The 18,819-nt window shown below is 74.7% G+C and carries 1 protein-coding gene; it reads right to left on the bottom strand.

The genetic code is table 11. The annotated features are described in order from the left end of the window. Nucleotides 1-3 precede the first annotated feature (3 nt). Nucleotides 4-18,684, bottom strand: coding sequence for a non-ribosomal peptide synthetase (locus JK364_RS17150; RefSeq protein WP_201851965.1), 18,681 nt, complete (start codon nucleotides 18,682-18,684; stop codon nucleotides 4-6). Nucleotides 18,685-18,819: the final 135 nt, after the last annotated feature.

Genomic DNA, 18,819 nt, shown 5'->3' on the forward strand with positions numbered 1-18,819 from the left:
TCCTCACCGGTCGTCGTGGTCGCTGCCGCCGGAGGCGGCGTCTTCGAGTTCGCGCAGGATGTGCTCCTCGACCAGGTCGGCGAGGGCGGAGACGGTGCGCGCGGTCAGAATGTCCCGCGGGGTCAGTTCGACGGCGAACGCCTCCTTGGCGCGGGAGGCGATCAGCAGACTGCGGACCGAGTCACCGCCCAGGGCGAAGAACTCGTCCTCCGCGCCGACCGGCGACACCTCCAGCACCTCAGACCAGATCTCCGCGATGACCTCCTCGGTCGGGGTGCGCGGGGCGATGTGGGCGGCCGGTGCGGCGGTGGTGGTGGCGGGGCCGGGCGCGGGCAGCGCCGCGCGGTCGGTCTTGCCGTTCTCGGTGAGCGGCAGCCGGTCCAGCACGGCGAACGCCGACGGCACCATCGGGCCCGGCAGCGTCCGGCCCAGATGGGTGCGCAGCTCGGTGTCGGCCGGGGCACCGGCCCCGGGCGCGAGGACCAGATGGGCCACCAGCCGGCGCACTCCGGGCTCGTCCTCCCGCACCGTCACCACGGCCTCCGCGACGGCGGGGTGGCCGCACAGCGCGGTCTCCACCTCACCGGCCTCGATGCGATGGCCGTGCAGCTTGAGCTGGTGGTCGCCGCGCCCCAGATGGTGCAGGCGGCCTTCCGCGTCGTAGCGGGCGAGGTCACCGGTGCGGTACATCCGGGAGCCGGGCGGCCCGAACGGGTCGGCCACGAAGCGGGCGGCGGTCAGCCCGGCGCGGCCCAGATAGCCGCGGGCGAGCGACGGACCGCTGACCCACAGCTCGCCGGCCACCCCCACCGGCACCGGGCGCAGCCGCGCGTCGAGCAGACGCACCCGGGTGTTGGGGATGGGCCGCCCGATCGGCGGCGGGGCGCCGTCGGGGGTGAGCGGCTCGGACCAGGTGGCCACCACGGTGGTCTCGGTCGGCCCGTACGCGTTGATCATGCGGTGGTGCGGCGCCCAGCGGGCGGCCAGGTCCGCGCCGCAGGCGTCCCCGCCCACGATCAGCGTGCGCAGGTCGGGCAGCTCCCGCTCGGTGCCCGGGGGCAGCGTCGCGAGGGCGGCGGGCGGGATGAGGGTGTGGGTGATCCGCTGCCGCCGCAGGACGTCCGCGAGCTGGCCGCCCAGCAGCGGGCCGGGCTCGGGCACCACCAGCGTGGCCCCGGACGGCAGCGCCATGCACAGCTCCAGGACGGAGGCGTCGAAGCCGGGCGAGGAGAACCGCAGCACCCGGTCGCCCGGCCGCACCTGGAAGTGCTCGGCCTCGGCGGCGGCGAACCCGGCGATCCCGCGGTGGGTGACCACCACGCCCTTGGGCGTCCCGGTGGACCCGGAGGTGTAGATCACATAGGCGGGGTCGTCCGGGTGGACGGCGCTGAGCCGGTCCTCGTCCGTGGGGCGGTGCGCCGGGCCGTCCGGCGCCTGGACCTCGGCGGCCCGCTCGATCACCAGATGCGGGGCGGAGTCCTTGAGCATCAGCTCGACGCGCCCGGCCGGGTAGTCGGGGTCGATGGGCAGATAGGCGCCACCGGCCTTGGCCACCGCGAGCCGGGCGACGACGGACTCCACCGAGCGGGGCAGCACCAGCGCGACGATCCGGCCGGGGCCCACGCCCTGCCCGATGAGGTGATGGGCCAGGCGGTTGGCCCGGCCGTCCAGCTCCGCGTAGCTCAGCCGGAGGCCGGGGGAGTCCACCGCGGTCGCGTCGGGCCGGCGGTCCGCCGCCGCCTCGACGAGCTCGGCCCAGGTCGCCCGGGGCACCTGCCGGGCGGTGTCGTTCCAGTCCACCAGGAGACGCCGGCGCTCGGCGGCCGGGAGGATGTCGATCCGGTCCGGCGGCAGCTCGTCGGGGGCCGCGGCCAGCGCGCCGAGGAGATGGGTGAGCCGGTCGGCCAGCGCCCCGGCGGTGGACTCCTCGAACAGCCGCGGGTCGTAGCCGAGTTCCACGGACAGTTCGGATCCGGGCGAGACCACCACGGTCAGCGCGTAGTTGGTGGACTCCAGGGCGTTCAGATCGCGCACCCGCAGCCCGTGCTCGGCCGCGGCGGAGCTGTTGATGGGGTAGTTCTCGAACACCACCAGGCTCTCGAAGAGGTCCACCCCGGCGGGCAGTTCGCTCCAGCCCCGCAGCTGGGCCAGCGGCACATGGCCGAAGCCGCGCGCGTCCGCCTGCTCGGCCTGGAGCTCGCGCAGCCAGGCGGCGGTACCGGCGGCGCCCGCCACCGCGCACCGCACCGGGAGCGTGTTGATGAAGATGCCGGTGATGTCGTCCGCGCCGGGCAGCTCCGCCGGCCGCCCGGAGACCGTCGTCCCGAAGCAGACGTCCGACTCACCGCTCAAGCGAGATACGAGCAAGGCCCAAGCGCCCTGCACGATGGTATTCAGCGTGAGCCGGTGCCGCCGTGCGAAGTCCTGGAGGGCGGCGGTGTCCCGCTCACCGAGCCGGTGCGACAGCCAGCGCGAGGACCGGGTGGCGATCTCCGGCGTCGGCCTGCGGTCGTAGGGGAGGGGAGTGGGAGAGGTGAATCCTTCCAGGGCCTGCCGCCAGTGCGCCTCGGCACGCGTGCGGTCCTGACGGGCGAGCCAGGCCACATAATCGGCGAACGGCCTGCGGGCCGGCAGCCTCGGCTGCTCACCGGCGGCCAGGGCGGCATGGGCGGCGAAGACATCGCCGAGCACCTGGAAGACGCTCCAACCGTCCAGCAGCACATGGTGGAAGGTCCACAGCACCCGCACCTCGCCGGGGGAGAGCCGGGCCAGGGTGACGCGGAGCAGCGGGGCCGCGGTGAGATCGATCCCGCGGGCGCGGTCCCGGTCCAGCAGCCGCTCCAGCTCGGCCGTGCGCTGGTCCTCCGTGAGACCGCTCCAGTCCAGCTCCTCGACCGGTACGGCCGCGGTGCGGCGCACGACCATCAGCGGCTCGGGCACATCGTGCGTCACCACCGCGCCGCGCAGCACCGGGGTGCGGTCCACGACATGCTGCCAGGCGGCGGCCAGTACCCCGGAGTCGCCGACCCCGTCCAGGACGAATGTCGCCTGCTCCACATAGAGCCCTTGGCCCCGCTGGGCCAGGGCATGGAAGACCAGCCCGGACTGGGTCGGGGTCAGCGGATGGATATCGGCCACGTCCCGGCCGTCGCCCACCAGCCGGTCGACGGCCTTCTGGTCAAGCCCGGCCAGCGGGAAGTCCGACGGCGTCCGCCCGCCCGCGTCGGGGCGGGTGCACAGCCGGACGATCGCCCGCAGCTCCTCCGTCATCTCCTCGGCGAGCCGGCGCACCGTGGCGCGTTGGTGCAGCGACCGGGAGTAGGACCAGCTGAGTTCGAGCCGCCGGTCCGCCACCCGGCCGATCACATCGAGCAGATGCGGCCGGTCCGCCTCGGGGCTCATATCGCCCTCCAGCCCACCGGTCAGGGCGTGTAGCAGACCACCCGCCGGGGGCTCCCAGTCCTGCTGGCCCAGGTAGTTGAAGCTGATCTTCGGGGCGGCGGGAAGCCCGGCGGCGGCCGAGCCGGACAGATGGCGCAGCGCGCCGTAGCCGAGGCCGTTCCCGGGGACCGCCCGCAGCCGTTCCTTGACGGCCTTCAGCGTCCGCTCCAGCCCCCAGTCGGCGGGGGCCTCCAGCGCGACGGGGAACATGCTGGTGAACCAGCCGACCGTACGGGACAGATCGACCCCGTCGAAGATCTCCTCCCGGCCGTGGCCCTCCAGGGCCACCGGCACCGTGTCCCGGCCGGTCCAGCGGGCCAGCACTCGTCCCAGGGCGCACAGCAGCACGTCGTTGACCCGGGTCCGGTACGCCCCCGGCACCTCCTGCAGCAGCAGCCGGGTCTCCTCGGCGTCGAGCCGGACGGTCACCTCCTCCTCCGAGGCGGCGGTGTTGGGGCCGTCGCCGTCCATGGGGAGGTCGGTGCCGCCGTGGGGGGCCGCCCAGTGGTCGCGCTCGGCGTCGAAGCCCCCGGCGGCGGTGTGCTCGGTCAGACGCAGCGCCCAGGTGCGGAACGACGTGGTCTTGGGGCCCGGTTCCGGCGTCCGTCCCGCGACGATCTGCCGGTAGGCGGTGTCCAGGTCCTCCAGCACGATGCGCCAGGAGACGGCGTCCACCACCAAGTGGTGCGCGGTCAGCAGCAGTACGGGCCGTTCCGCCTCGCCCCGGGTGAAGAGCACGGCGCGCAGCAGCGGTCCCCGGGCCAGGTCGAACCCGGCCCGGATCCGCCCCGCCGTCTCCCGCATCACCGCGTCCCGCCGCTCCGGCGCCACGGCGGACAGATCGTGGATGTCCCAAGCCGGCTCCGTGTCCGGCGGGGCGTTGTGCTGGCGCACGGCGCCGTCCCCGGTCCGCTCGAAGCGCAGCCGCAGGGCGTCATGGTGGGTCAGCACCGTGGACAGGGCGGTGCGCAGCGCGCTCTCGTCCACCGGCGCGGTCAGTTCGGCTGAGACCGATTGGGTGAAGTGCCCTGCCGTGGAGTCGAGTTGATCGAGGAGCCAGTGCTGGATCGGGGTCAGCGGCACCTCGCCGACCACCGGACCCCGCTCGGTCTCGGCCGCCGTGGCCGTGGCCTCCCGCGCGGCCGCCGCCAGGTCCGCCACGGTCTGGTGGACGAAGAGATGGCGCGGGGTCAGCTCGATCCCGGCCCGCCGGGCGGCGGAGACGATCTGGATGCTGAGGATGGAATCGCCGCCGAGGGCGAAGTAGTTGTCCTCCACGCCGATCCGCTCGACCCCCAGGACCTCCGCCCAGATGGCGGCGAGGGCCTTCTCGGTCTCCGTGCGCGGCTCCACATGGCCGGTGGCGCGGGCCGCCCAGACGGGCGCGGGCAGCGCGCGCCGGTCCAGCTTGCCGCTGGACCCCAGCGGCAGCCGGTCCAGGACGACCACGGCCGAGGGGACCATATGGTCCGGCAGGCTCGTGGCGAGGAAGGCGCGGATGGCCGCGGTGTCCACCGGCGGGGAGCCCGGGACCCGCACCACATAACCGGCCAGGCGCTTGTGACCGCCGGTGTCGACGACCGCCGCGGCCGCCTCGGCGACACCGGGATGGCGCGCCAGCGCCGCCTCGACCTCGCCCAGCTCGATACGGAAACCGCGCACCTTGACCTGGTCGTCGGTTCTGCCGAGGTACTCCAGCTGCCCCCGCTCGTCCCAGCGGACCAGGTCGCCGGTGCGGTACATCCGGCCGCCCGCGGGGCCGTACGGATCGGCCGTGAACCGCTGCGCGGTCAGCCCCGGCCGGCCGAAGTACCCCCGGGCGAGGCCCGGCCCCGCCAGATAGAGCTCTCCCGGCACCCCGACCGGCACCGGCCGCATCCGCGCGTCCAGCGCGTAGGCCCGGGTGGCGGCCACCGGGGTGCCGATGGGCGGGGTGCGGTCCGGGTCGGCGGGGTCGCAGGTCCAGGCGGTGGCGTAGACGGTCGCCTCGGTGGGCCCGTAGATGTTCGCCACCCGGCAGCCGGGGATGGCCGCCCGGACCTCCTTGACGGTGCGGGCCGCGAGCCCCTCGCCCGCCAGCACCACGGTGTCGGCCGTCACCGAGACCGACCCCTTGCCGAGCATCTGCCCGAGCGCCGAGGGCACGGCGCTGATCAGGCTCGCCGTCCAGCCTTGCGTCCGCTCGGCCAGGGTGAGCAGATCGCGGACGATCTCGATGGCGCCACCGGCCAGCAGTGGGCAGAGGATCTCGAAGACCGACACATCGAAGTTGAGGGAGGTCGAGGCCACCACATGGGACAGTCCCTGGGCGCCGAACTCCTCCCGCGCCCACGCCGCCAGGGCGGCCACGCTCTCATGGGTGACCACGACGCCCTTGGGCGTACCGGTGGACCCCGAGGTGTGGATGGCGTACGCCGGATGGGCGGGGAGCAGCGGGCGGCGCCGCTCGGCGTCGCCGACGTCCTGGGCGGGCAGTTGAGCCAGCCGCCCCCGGAACTCCGCGTCGTCCAGCAGGATCCGGCCGCCGCTCGCCCCGGCGGGGATCCGGTCCGCCACCTCTCCGGTGGTCACCACCGTGTCCGGGGCGATGTCGCCGAGCATGAAGGCGATCCGCTCCGCCGGATACGCCGGGTCGACCGGGAGATAGGCCGCCCCGCTCTTGAGCACCGCCAGCACGGCCACCACCAGCTCCGGTGTGCGCGGCAGGGCCAGGGCCACGAAGTGTTCCGGCCCGGCGCCCGAGGCGATCAGCAGCCGGGCCAGCCGGTTGGCGCCCTCGTTGAGCTCCCGGTAGGTCAGCGGTCCGCCGTCGCCCAGCACGGCCACCGCGTCCGGGGTACGGGCCGCCCGCGCCTCGAACAGCGCGGGCAGCACCGCGTCGGGCGCGGCGGAGACCGGGCCGCTGAAGCGGTCGAGGATCCCGCGGGTCTCGGCCTCGCCGACCAGCGGCAGTTCATCCAGCCGCCGCTCCGGGTCGGTCGCCATCTCCACCAGCAGATTCCGCAGACAGCCGCCCAGCCGCTCGATCGTCGGGGCGTCGAAGGCCGCGGGGTCGTAGTCCAGGCAGATCGACAGCCGCTCCTCGGGCGCCACCACCACGCTGAGCGCGAAGTTGGTCGGCTCCACGTCCCGCTCCTGCCGGATGCCCAGGCCGTGGGCCGCGATGGCCTCGCTGTCGAACGGGTAGTTCTCGAAGACCACGATCGAGTCGAAGAGGCTCACCCCGCCGGGCACCTCGCTCCAGCTCCCCAGCTGCGCCAGGGACACGAACTCGAAGAGCCGGGACTCCGACTGCGCCGACTGCAGCTCCCGCAGCCAGTCCAGCAACCCGCTCTCCCCGGCCACCCGGACCCGGGTGGGGATGGTGTTGATGAACACCCCGACCATGGACTCGACGCCCGGCAGCGCCGTCGGCCGCCCCGAGACGGTGGTGCCGAAGCACAGGTCGTCGGACCCGCTGTACCGGGACAGCAGCAGCGCCCAGGCGCCCTGCACCACCGTGTTCATGGTCAGCCCGCCGCGCTGCGCGGTCGTCCGGAGCCGGGCGGACTCCTCGGCGCCCAGCGTGACCCGGTGCGAGCCCGAGGAGGCGCTGCGGTGCGCCTCCGACGCGGGCCGGTCCCGCGGCAGTTCGGTGGGCGAGGTGAACCCGGCCAGCGCCGTACGCCAGTAGCGCTCGGCCTCCGCCGTGTCCTGCTCGCCGAGCCAGCCCAGGTACTCACGGAACGGCCGGCGGGCGGGCACCACGGGCGCCCGTTCCGAGGTCAACGCCGCGTACCGCTCGCAGACCTCGTCGAAGACCTGCGCCGCGCTCCAGCCGTCGAGCAGCACATGGTGGAAGGTCCAGACGATCCGCACCTCGTCGGCGGACAGCCGGATCAGCGCCAGCCGCATCAGCGGCGCCGTGGCCAGGTCGATCCCCTCGGCCCGGTCCTCGGCGAGCATCCGGTCCAGCTCGGCCTCGCGCCACTCCTCGGACCGCCGGGTCCAGTCGTGGTGGGCGATCCGGAGCTCCGCCCGGTGCGTCACGACCTGGAGCGGCTCCGGGGTGTCCGCCCACACCAGATGGGTGCGCAGAATGGGGTTGGAGTCCACTGTCCGCCGCCATGCGGTGGCCAGCGCCCGCGGGTCGTCCGCCCCGGTCAGCGTCAGCTGGACCTGGTTGACATACGCGTCCGACGCCGGGTCCATCAGCCCGTGGAACAGCATCCCGGCCTGGGTCGGGGTCAGCGGATAGATGTCCGCCACCGCCCGGCCGTCGGCGGCGATCCGGTCCACCGCGGCCTGGTCGAGCCGGGCCAGCGGGAAGTCCGACGGGGTACGGCCGCCCGCCTCGGGGGCGGCGCAGTGGCCGATGATCTCCTCCAGCGCACGGAGCATCCCCCGCGCCAGCCCGGCCACCGTCTCCTCGGAGTGCGTCCCCGAGCCGTAGTACCAGGTGATCTCCAGGCACCGGCGCTCCACCCGGCCCACGACGTCCAGCAGATGCGCCCGGACCGTGTCGGGCGCGGCGTCACCGCCCAGACCGTCCCGTACGGTGCGGACGAGACCGGTGTCGTCATCCGCCGCCGACCAGTCGAACTGCCCGAGGTAGTTGAAGCTGATCCCGGGCTCGGCCGTGCCCCGGAGCCCGGAGCCGGGGGCGAGATGGCGCAGCGCGCCGTGACCGATGCCACGTGCGGGCACCGCCCGCAGCTGCTCCTTGACGGACTTGAGCGTCTCGCCCCAGCCGCCGTCCGGGATGTCCAGGGCGACCGGATAGAGGCTGGTGAACCAGCCGACGGTGCGGGACAGGTCCACCCCGTCCAGCAGATGCTCCTCCCGGCCGTGGCCCTCCAGGTCCACGGCGATCCGGCGCCGCCCGGTCCAGTCGCCGAGCACCCGGCCCAGCGCCGCGAGCAGCACGTCGTCCACGCGGGTGCGGTAGACCTCGGGGACCTGCCGCAGCAGCGCCTCGGTGCGCTCCCGGTCCAGCCGGACGGTGACCGACGCCATGGACGCCACCGTGTTGTCCCCTTCACCGTCCACGGGCAGCCCCGCGGCGCACTCCGCGGTCACCGCCCGCCAGTGGGCGAGTTCGGTGTCGAAACCACCGGCGGCGGTGTGGTCGGTGAGCTTCAGGGACCAGTCCCGTACGGACGTGGTGCGCGGGCCGAGGTCGGCCCGCCCGCCCGCGAGCAGTTGCCGGTACGCGGTGTTCAGATCCTCCAGCAGCACCCGCCAGGAGACACCGTCCACCACGAGGTGGTGGGCGGTCAGGAAGAGCGTCGGCCGCTGCCCGTCGCCGCGGTGGAACAGCCGGGCGGCCAGCAGCGGACCCCGCGCCAGGTCGAACCCGGCCTGCGCCTCGGCCATCGCCGCGTCCTCGGCGGCCCGGCACTCGTCCGCGTCGAGCCCCGACAGGTCGTGCTCCCGCAGGGGCGCCGGGGCCGTCAGATCAGGCTGCGGGCAGTACTGCCGCGGGCTTCCATCGGCGCCGGGCTCGAACCGCGTGCGCAGCGCGTCATGGTGGACCAGCAGCGCGTCGAGCGCCGCGCGCAGCGCGCGGAGGTCCGGTTCCCGCTGGAGCTCCACGACCACGGACTGGTTGAAGTGGCCGGGCCGGTCGGTCCGCATCCCGAAGAACCAGTGCTGGATCGGGGTGAGCGGCACCTCACCGGTCACCGGCCCGGTGTCGGCGGCGGGCGTGGCGGTGGGCGTGGTGACGGCGGCGAGCGAGGCGACGGTGGGATGCCGGAAGAGCTCGCGGGGGGTGAAGGCCAGCCCCGCCTGCCGGGCGCGGGAGGCCACCTGGATGCTGAGGATCGAATCCCCGCCCAGATGGAAGAAGTTGTCCTCGGCGCCGATCCGCTCCCGGCCCAGCAGGGTGCCCCAGATCTCCGCGAGGGCCCGCTCGGTGTCGGTACGGGGCGCCACATACCCGGCCGTCCCGGCCGCCGCCGGGTCGGGCTCGGGCAGTCGGCGGCGGTCCACCTTGCCGTTGCGGGTGAGCGGCAGCGCGTCGAGGGCGACGAACGCCGAGGGCACCATGTAGTCGGGCAGCAGACCGCCCAGGAAGGACCGCAGCTCCCCGGCGTCGGGCACCTCGGCCCCGGCCACCGGCACCGCGTAGCCGGTCAGCAGCGTGCGGTCGGCCACCCGGGAGAGCGCGACGACCGCCTCCGCCACGGCCTCGTGGCGGGTCAGCGCTGCCTCGATCTCGCCCGGCTCGATGCGGAAGCCCCGGACCTTCAGCTGGTCGTCGGCGCGGCCCACGAAGCGCAGTTCACCGTCGTCGGTCCAGGCCACGATGTCCCCGGTGCGGTACATCCGGGAGCCGGACGGCCCGAACGGATCGGCGATGTACCGCTCCGCGGTGGCGCCGGGGCGGCCGTGGTAGCCGCGCGCCACCCCGGCGCCCGCGATGTACAACTCCCCGGGAATGCCGGGCGGTTGCGGCTGGAGGGTGCCGTCGAGGACATACGTCCGGGTGTTGTCCAGCGGCCGTCCGATGGGCAGCGAGCGGGGCAGTTCCTCCCCGGCGCGGAAGGGGCGCCGGGTGGCGAAGGTCGTGGTCTCGGTGGGCCCGTAGCCGTCCATCACCGTCAGATCGGGGCAGGCCGCGAGCACTCGGCGCACCGCGCCCGGGGGCACCGCCTCACCGCCGGTCCACACCTCCCGGGCGCCGCGCAGACACTCCGGCGCCTCCTGCGCCAGCAGCCGGAACAGCCCGGCGGTCAGCCACAGGCAGCTCACCCCGTACTCGGCGATCGCCCGGCGCACGGTGTCCGCGTCCACGTCCCCGGGGGGCGCCAGCACGGCCCGGCCGCCGCGCAGCAGCGGCACCCACAGTTCGTACGTCGAGGCGTCGAACGCCTGGGGCGAGTGCACCAGCACCCGGTCGTGGTCCGCGAAGGCGCGGTCCGCGACGAGGGCGGTCACATCGCGGTGGCGCACCGCGACCCCCTTGGGCCGCCCGGTGGAGCCCGAAGTGAACATCAGATACAGGGCGTTGTCGGGGGAGAGCGCCACGTTCGGCGGCCGCGACGGGCCGTCGTCGTCGTCGCCGTCGTCGTCGCCGGGCCCGGACTTCACGAGCAGGGTAAGCGCGGCGTCCGAGATGTCCGCCGCCGTGCGTTCCCATGCGCGGTCGGTCAGCAGCACCTCCGCGCCCGCCTCCGCCAGCACGCTCCGCAGCCGGTCCTCGGGGGCGCGGGTGTCCAGCGGTACGTACACCCCGCCCGCCTTGACGACCGCCAGCAGCGCCACCACCAGCTCCACCGACCGGTCCATCAGGACGGCCACCGGGCGCTCCGGGCCGACGCCGTGTCCGATGAGCCGGTGGGCCAGCCGGTTGGCGCGGGTGTCCAGCTCCCGGTAGCTCACCGGGCCCGCCTCGCCGTCCAGGGCCGTCGCGTCCGGCGCACACCGCACCCGCTCGGCGAACAGTCCGGCCACCGTGGACTCGGGCAATGCGACCGCGGTGTCGTTCCACTCCCGGAGCACCTGGTGGCGCCGGGCGGCAGTGAGCATCGGAAGGTGTGCGGGCGCCCGGTCCGGAGTGTCGGCCATGGCCGTCAGCAGCACCGTCAGGTGCTCCGCCATCCGCCGGGCGGTGGCCTCGTCGAACAGCGCCGGGTCGTAGCCGAGCCGCAGCGCCAGCTCCGCGCCGGGGTAGACCACCAGGGACAGCGGGTAGTTGGTGGTCTCGACGCCGTTCAGCTCGCGCAGGGCGAGGCCGTGCGCGGCGGCGAGGTCCCCGCCGATCGGGTAGTTCTCGAAGACCACGATGGAGTCGAAGAGGTTCACCCGCTCGGGCAGACCGGTCCAGGACCGCAGCCGGGTGAGCGGTACGAAGTCGAACCGCCGGTCCTCGGTCTGCCCGGACTGCACCGCGCCCAGCCAGGACAGCAGGGCGGACCCGGCCGGCACCGTGAGGCGGGTCGGCACGGTGGTGATGAACAGCCCGTTCATCGTCTCCACGCCCGGCAGCTCCGGCGGCCGTCCGGACACCGTCGTCCCGAAGACCACGTCCTCGCGGCCGGACTGCCGGGCCAGCAGCAGCGCCCAGGCGCCCTGCACCACGGTGTTCAGGGTGAGCCCCTCGTCCCGGGCCAGGGCCTGGAGCCGCTGGGTGGTGGCGGCGGGCAGGGTCACGCGGAGGTCCTCGGTGGACTCGGCGTGATGGGTCTCGGTGGGCTCCCGGTCGTACGGCAGCGGGGTGGGCTCGGCGAGATCGCCGAGCCGGGCCCGCCAGTGCTCCTCGGCCAGGGCCCCGTCGCGCTCCCGCAGCCAGGCCACATAGTCGCCGAACGGGCGGCGGCCGGGCAGCCCGGCGGCCATGGCCGCGCCGGACGCCCCGGCACGGGCCCGTGCGTGGCAGTGGAAGACGTCGGAGAGCACCTGGAACAGGCTCCAGCCGTCCAGGATCAGATGGTGGAACGTCCACACCACCTGGACCTCGGTCTCCGACAGCCGGGCCAGCGCCAGCCGCGTCAGCGGCGCGGCGGCCAGGTCGAGCCCGCGCTCCCGGTCCTCGGCGAGGAGCCTCCGCAGCTCCTCCCGGCGCTCGTCCGGCCCGGACAGCCGCCGCCAGTCGAGCAGGGCCACCGGGATCCGGACCCCGCGCTCCACCACCTGGACCGGCTCCGGCACGCCTTCCCACACCGCCCGGGCGCGTAACACCTGGGTGCGGTCGGCGACCTGCTGCCAGGCCGCGGCCAGCGCCGCCGGCTCCGGCACCCCGTCGAGGACGAAGGTGAGCTGCTGGAAGTAGGCCCGCCGGTCGCCCTGCGCCAGCGCGTGGAACAGCATGCCCGCCTGGGTGGGGGTGAGCGGGTAGATGTCCGCCACCGTGCCCCCGTTCCCGGCCAGCCGGTCCACGGCGGCCTGGTCGAGGGCGGCGAGCGGGAAGTCGGACGGGGTGCGGCCGCCCGCGCCGGGCGCGCTGCCGTGCCGGGCGATCTCGCACAGCGCCTCGCGGAACTCCCCGGCGAGCCGGGCGACCGTCTCCTCCCGGTGCAGATTCGCGGAGTAGAACCAGGTGATCTCCAGGTCGTCCCCCTCGACCCGGCCCACCACCTCCAGCGGATGCGGGCGCGGCGAGGTGGGGTCGGCGTCCAGGGCCAGCTCCCGGTGCAGACCGCGGAAGAGCCCGTCGCCGCCCGGCGCCTCGAACCGGCCGAGGTAGTTGAAGCTGATCCCGGCCGTGGGGCCGTCGGGGAGGCCCGCGCCATCGAGCAGATGGCGCCGCACCCCGTAGCCCAGACCACGCCGCGGTACGGCCCGCATCTGCTCCTTGACGGACTTGAGGACCTCGCCCCAGCCGCCGTCCGGAAGGTCGAGCGCCACCGGGAAGCGGGTGGTGAACCAGCCGACCGTACGGGACAGGTCCAGGTCCGCGAAGAGCTCCTCGCGGCCGTGGCCCTCCACGTCCACCGGCACCCGGGCGCGCCCGGTCCAGCGGCGCAGCACCCGGGCCAGCGCGCTCAGCAGCACGTCGTTGACCTGTGTGCGGTAGACCTCGGGGAGTGTCTGGAGGAGTGCGGCGGTCTCCTCCGGGCCGAGCCGGACGGTGACCGACCGGGCCGAGGCATAGGTGTTCTCCGCCGCGTCCGCCCTGGTAGCCCCGTCAGCCCCGTTCGTTCCGTCCGCCCCGTTCAGGTCGGTCGGCAGCGAGGGGTCGCAGGCCCCGGCCAGGCCGGTCCAGTACGCCTCCTCGTCGGCGAACCCGCCTTCCCCGGCATGGGTGTTGAGCCGCAGCGCCCAGCGGCGCAGCGGGGAGGACTTCGCGGGAAGCCCGGCCCCCTCGTCCCGGGCCGCCCGCCGGTAGGCGCTGTCGAGATCCTCCAGGATGACGCGCCAGGCCACCCCGTCCACCACCGCGTGATGGATGGTGAGGTGGAGGACCGGGCGCGGCCCGGTGTCCCGGTCGAGCACCGCCCGCATCAGCGGCCCCCTGGCCAGGTCGAAGCGGCCCAGGTGCCCGGCGCCGGTGGTCTCGAGCGGTACGCGGACCGCGGCCGCGTCCTCGATCCGCTGGTACCAGCCGCCGTCCCGCCGCTGGAAGCGGGAGCGCAGGGCGTCGTGGTGGTCCACCAGCGCGTCCAGGGCGTGCCGCAGCGCGTCCTCGTCCACGTCCTCGGGCAGCACCAGCGAGATGGTCTGGTTGAAGTGGCCGGCCCGCTCGGGGTCGGTGGTGAACAGCCAGTGCTGAATGGGGGTCAGCGGCAGCTCCCCGGTGGCGGTCTCGTCCCCGCCGGAGCCGACGGGCTCGGCCGGGGCCGTGGTGGTGTCCAGGTGCAGGGCCAGCGCGGCGATCGTCTGATGGCGGTAGACATCGCGCGAGGTGACGGCGAGCCCGGCCTGCCGCGCCTGGGAGACCAGCTGGATGCTGAGGATCGAATCGCCGCCGAGGGAGAAGAAGTTGTCCTCCATCCCCACGCGGTCCACCCGCAGGATCCGGGCCCAGACCGTCGCCAGGGTCCGCTCGGTGGCGGTCCGGGGCGCCACATAGCCCGGTGCCGCGGCCTCGGCCCAGTCCGGCTCGGGGAGTCGGCCGCGGTCCAGCTTGCCGTTGGGGTTGAGGGGCATCCGCTCCAGGACGACGACGGAGGCGGGCACCATGTAGTCGGGCAGCGAGCGCCGCAGGAACCGTCGCAGCCCCGCCGGGTCGGGCTCGGCGCCCGCGGCGGCCACCACATAGGCGATCAGCCGCTGATGGCCGTCCGTCTCCCGGGCGACGGCCGTCGCCTCGGCGATGTCGGGGTGGTGCAGCAGCGCCGTCTCCACCTCGCCCAGCTCGATGCGGAAGCCGCGGATCTTCACCTGGTCATCGGCTCTGCCGACGTACTCCAGCTGGCCCTCGCCGTTCCAGCGGACCAGGTCACCGGTGCGGTACATCCGGCTGCCGGGCGGCCCGAGGGGGTCCGCGAGAAAGCGGTGGGCGGTCAGTCCGGGCCGCCGCAGATACCCCCGGGCCAGGCCCTGCCCGCCCAGATACAGCTCACCGGTCACCCCGGGTGGCACCAGCCGCAGCGTCGGGTCCAGGACGTAGGCGCGGGTGCCCGCGACCGGGCGGCCGATCGGCGGGGCCTGCGCGGGCGCCTGGCCGTCGCAGAACCAGCCGGTGGCGTACACGGTGGCCTCGGTCGGCCCGTAGAGATTGGCGATCCGGCAGGACGGCATGGCCTCCCGGATGTCCCGTACGGTCTGGGCGGGCAGCGCCTCGCCCGCCAGTACGACGGTCCGGGCCCAGTCCGCCGGGCGATCCTCGCCCAGCAGCCGGGAGAACACCGAGGGCACCCCGCTGAGCAGCCCCGTCGCCCGCGGCCGCCCCTCGGGGTCGGTGAGGGCGAGCAGGTCACGCACCACCTCGACGCTGCCGCCGGCCAGCAGCGGGCAGAGGATCTCGAAGACCGACACATCGAAGTTGAGCGAGGTCGAGGCGACCACGTCGGTCAGCCGCTCGCGCCCCAGCTCCGCCTCGGCCCAGGCCGCGAGCCCCGCCACCCCGCGGTGGTTGACCACCACGCCCTTGGGCCGGCCGGTCGACCCGGAGGTGTAGATGACATAGGCGGGATGGGCCGGGACCAGTGGCCGGAGCCGCTCGGCGTCGGTGATGTCACCGTCCGCGAGCCCGTCCAGCCGGGCGCGTACCTCCGGGTCGTCCAGCAGCAGCGGTGCGGCGTCCGCGGGCAGACAGCCGGCCGCGCCGGTGGTGGTGAGGACGGTCGAGGGCGCGGCGTCCGCCAGCATGAACGCGATGCGCTCGGCGGGGTATTCGGGGTCCACCGGCAGATATCCGGCGCCCGCCTTGAGCACCGCCAGCAGGACGACGACGAGCTCGGCCGAGCGGGGCAGGGCGAGGGCCACCAGCCGCTCGGGACCGGCGCCCCGGTCGATGAGCAGCCGCGCCAGCCGGTTGGCGCGCCGGTTCACCTCTTCGTAGGAGAGGCTGGTGTCCCCGCAGGTCACGGCGGTGGCCGTGGGCCGCCGCGCCACCTGGGCGGCGAAGAGGCCGGGCAGGGTGGCCTCGACCGCGGGCCGCTCGGGCCCGTTCCAGGCGTCGAGCATCGCATGCCACTCGGCGTCGGCCAGCATCCGCAGCTCGATCAGGGTGGCGCCCGGATCGGCCACCATGGCGGTCAGCAGCCGGTGCAGATGCCCGGCCATCCGCTCGATCGTGGCCGCGTCGAACAGATCGGAGTTGAACTCGACGGTCAGCCCAAGCGAGCCGTCGTCACGGGGCAGGAACTCCAGCACCAGGTCGAACCGCGCGGCCGGGCGCGGCAGCGAGTGCTCGGTGATCCGCACACCCCCCGCCTCCTGGCCGGGCACCATGGCGCTCTGCTGGACGACCAGCGCCTGCACCAGCGGATTGCGGCTGGGGTCGCGGCGTGGCGCCAGCTCCTCGACGACTCGCTCGAACGGCAGCCGGTCATGGCTGAAGGCGTCCAGCACCGTCTCGCGCATCGCGTCCAGGAACCGCTCGACCGTGCTGTCCCCGTCCACATCGGCGCGCAGCACCAGGGTGTTGACGAAGAACCCGGCGACCGTCTCCAGCTCCTCGCGGTGGCGCCCGGCGGTCACGGTGCCGAAGGCGATGTCCCGCTGGCCCGAGTAGCGGGAGAACAGCACCGCCGCGGCGGCCGCGAGCAGGGTGAACTGCGTGGTGTCCCGCTCCCTGCCGAGCCGGGCCAGCCCCGCCACCAGCTCGGCGGGCAGCTCACGGCGGTGCACCGCGCCCGCCGTGGTGCGCACCGGCGGGCGCGGGCGGTCGGTGGGCAGCTCCAGCGTCTGCATCCCGGCCAGCCGGCCCCGCCAGTACTCCAGATCGGCGTCCGCACCGGCGGTGGCGGGACGGCTCCGCTCCCACACCGCGAAGTCCGGGTACTGGAGGGCGGGTTCGGGGAGCGCGGCGGTGGTGCCGGACACCTCGGCGGCGTAGAGCGCGGCCAGTTCGCGCACCAGCAGCCCGACCGACCAGCCGTCGGTGACGATGTGATGCTGCGCCAGCAGCAGGATGTGCTCCTCGTCGGCGAGCCGGATCAGCAGCGCCCTGGTCAGCGGTCCCTGTCTGAGGTCGTAGGGCCGGTTCAGCTCGGCGGTCAGCGTGGCGTCGAGCGCCTCGGCGCGCCGCCGCGCCGGATGCCCGCCGAGGTCGAGCCGCTCGAGCGGTACGGTCCCGTGCGCGGCCACCTGCTGCACCCCGTGCCCGTCCACGGTGGCGAAGGTGGTGCGCAGGGCGTCATGGCGGGCGGCGAGCCGGTCCAGCGCCCGGCGCAGCGCGGCCACGTCCAGCGGGCCGTCGAGCCGCAGCCCGGCCCCGGTGTTGTACTCGGTTCCGCCGGAGGTCAGATCGTCCAGGAACCACAGCCGCCGCTGGGCGGAGGACAGCGGCAGCGGACGGTCGCGCGGCGCGGGCGGGATCGGCGCCTCGGGCCGCTCGGCCGCCGCGGCGGACAGCTTGCCGGCCAGCCGCGCCACCGTCCTGGCGTCGAGCAGATCGCGCAGCGAGAGCTCCACACCCAGCTCGGCCCGGATCCGGGTCAGCAGCCGCACCCCGAGGATGGAGTCGCCGCCCAGGCCCAGGAAGTCGTCCGCCACGCCCACGGTGTCCACCGGCAGCACCTCGGACCAGATGCGGGCCAGGGCCTCCTCGGCGGGGGTGCGCGGGGCGATGTGGCGCGAGTCGCCGTCCGGCGCGGAGCGCGGGGCGGGCAGCGCCTGCCGGTCGATCTTGCGGTGTTGCGTGAGGGGGAACGCGTCCAGTACGACGTAGGCGGACGGCACCATATGCGCCGGCAGCACCCGGGCCACCGCGGCGCGCACCTCCGCGGCCTTCGGCGGGGTCCCGCCGCCGGGCGGCACCACATAGGCGACCAGCCGCTTCTGACCGGGCTCGTCCTCCCTTACGGTGACCACGGCGGACCCCACCCGGGGGTGGCGGGCCAACGCGGCCTCCACCTCGCCCAGTTCGATGCGGAAGCCGCGTATCTTCACCTGGTGGTCGGCCCGGCCGAGGAATTCCAGTTCACCGTCGGCGTTCCAGCGGACCAGGTCACCGGTGCGGTACATCCGTGCGCCGGGCGGCCCGAACGGGCAGGCGGTGAAGCGATCGGCGGTCAGCCCCGGCCGGTCGAGATAGCCGCGGGCCAGGCCCGCGCCGCTGACGCACAGCTCTCCCGTGACCCCGACCGGCACCTGCCGCGCCGCCTCGTCCAGTACGAACACCCGGGTGTTGGGCAGCGGACGGCCGATCGGCGGGGCGCCGGTCCCCGCCGCCAGGGCGTCCGTCCAGGAGGCCACGACCGTGGCCTCCGTCGGGCCGTAGGAGTTCACCATCCGCCGCCCGGGCGCCCACAGGTCCACCAGATCGGCGGGGCACGCCTCCGCGCCCACGATCAGGGTGCGGAAGTCGGGCAGCCCGTCGTGGAGCTCCTCCGGGGGCACGGTCGCGAGCGCCGCCGGGGGGATCAGGGCATGGGTCACCCGCCGCTCCCGCAGGACCGCCGCCAGCTCGGCGCCCAGCAGGGGCCCCTCCGGGGGCACCACCAGTGCCGCCCCGGCCAGCAGGGAGGAACACAGCTCCAGGACGGAGGCGTCGAAGCTGGGCGAGGAGAACTGCAGTACCCGGTCGCCGGGCCGGACCCGGTAGTGGGCGGCCGTCGCGGCCGAGAAGTTGCCCAGACCGGCGTGCGGCACCAGCACGCCCTTGGGCACGCCCGTGGAGCCTGAGGTGTAGATGACATACGCGGGATGCTCGGGGCACAGCGGGCCGAGCAGCTCCCCGCGGCCGGGCGCGTGATCCGGGCCCGCCCCGGCCCCCACCTCCCGGATCCGCGCCGGGTCGTCCAGCACGGCCACCGGCCGGGCGTCGGCCAGCATCATGGCCCGGCGCTCCTCGGGGTGCGCGGGGTCGATCGGGAGGTACGCGCCGCCGGCCTTCGCCACCGCCAGCTCGGCCACCACCAGTTCGGCCGAGCGGGGCAGCACCAGCGCCACCACGCGCTCCGGCCCCACACCCTGCCCGATGAGATGGTGGGCCAGCCGGTTCGCCCAGCGCTCGACTTCCCCGAAGGACCACTGGTGCCCGTCCGCCACCAGGGCCGGTGCCTCTGGGGTGCGTTCCGCCCAGATGGCGAAGAGCTCGCCGAGCGGTGCGTGGGAGACGGCGCGGTCCGTGGCGTTCCACGCCTCCGGAGGGAGGGCCGGGACGGGTTGGGGTGCGGACACCGATGAGGTCTCGTAGTGGTCCGTCATGGTGGGTTGTGGCCCTTCAGAGCGGTTGAACGGGCGGATATGGGGGGCGGCTCGGGCCGGCCGGCGCCGAGCCGGTGCGCCCGCGCCCGGCCGGGGGAGATGTGGGGAGTACGGCCGTGTGCGGGGCGGTGGGAA

Source organism: Streptomyces endocoffeicus (assembly GCF_016741935.1).
Lineage (GTDB): Bacteria > Actinomycetota > Actinomycetes > Streptomycetales > Streptomycetaceae > Streptomyces > Streptomyces endocoffeicus.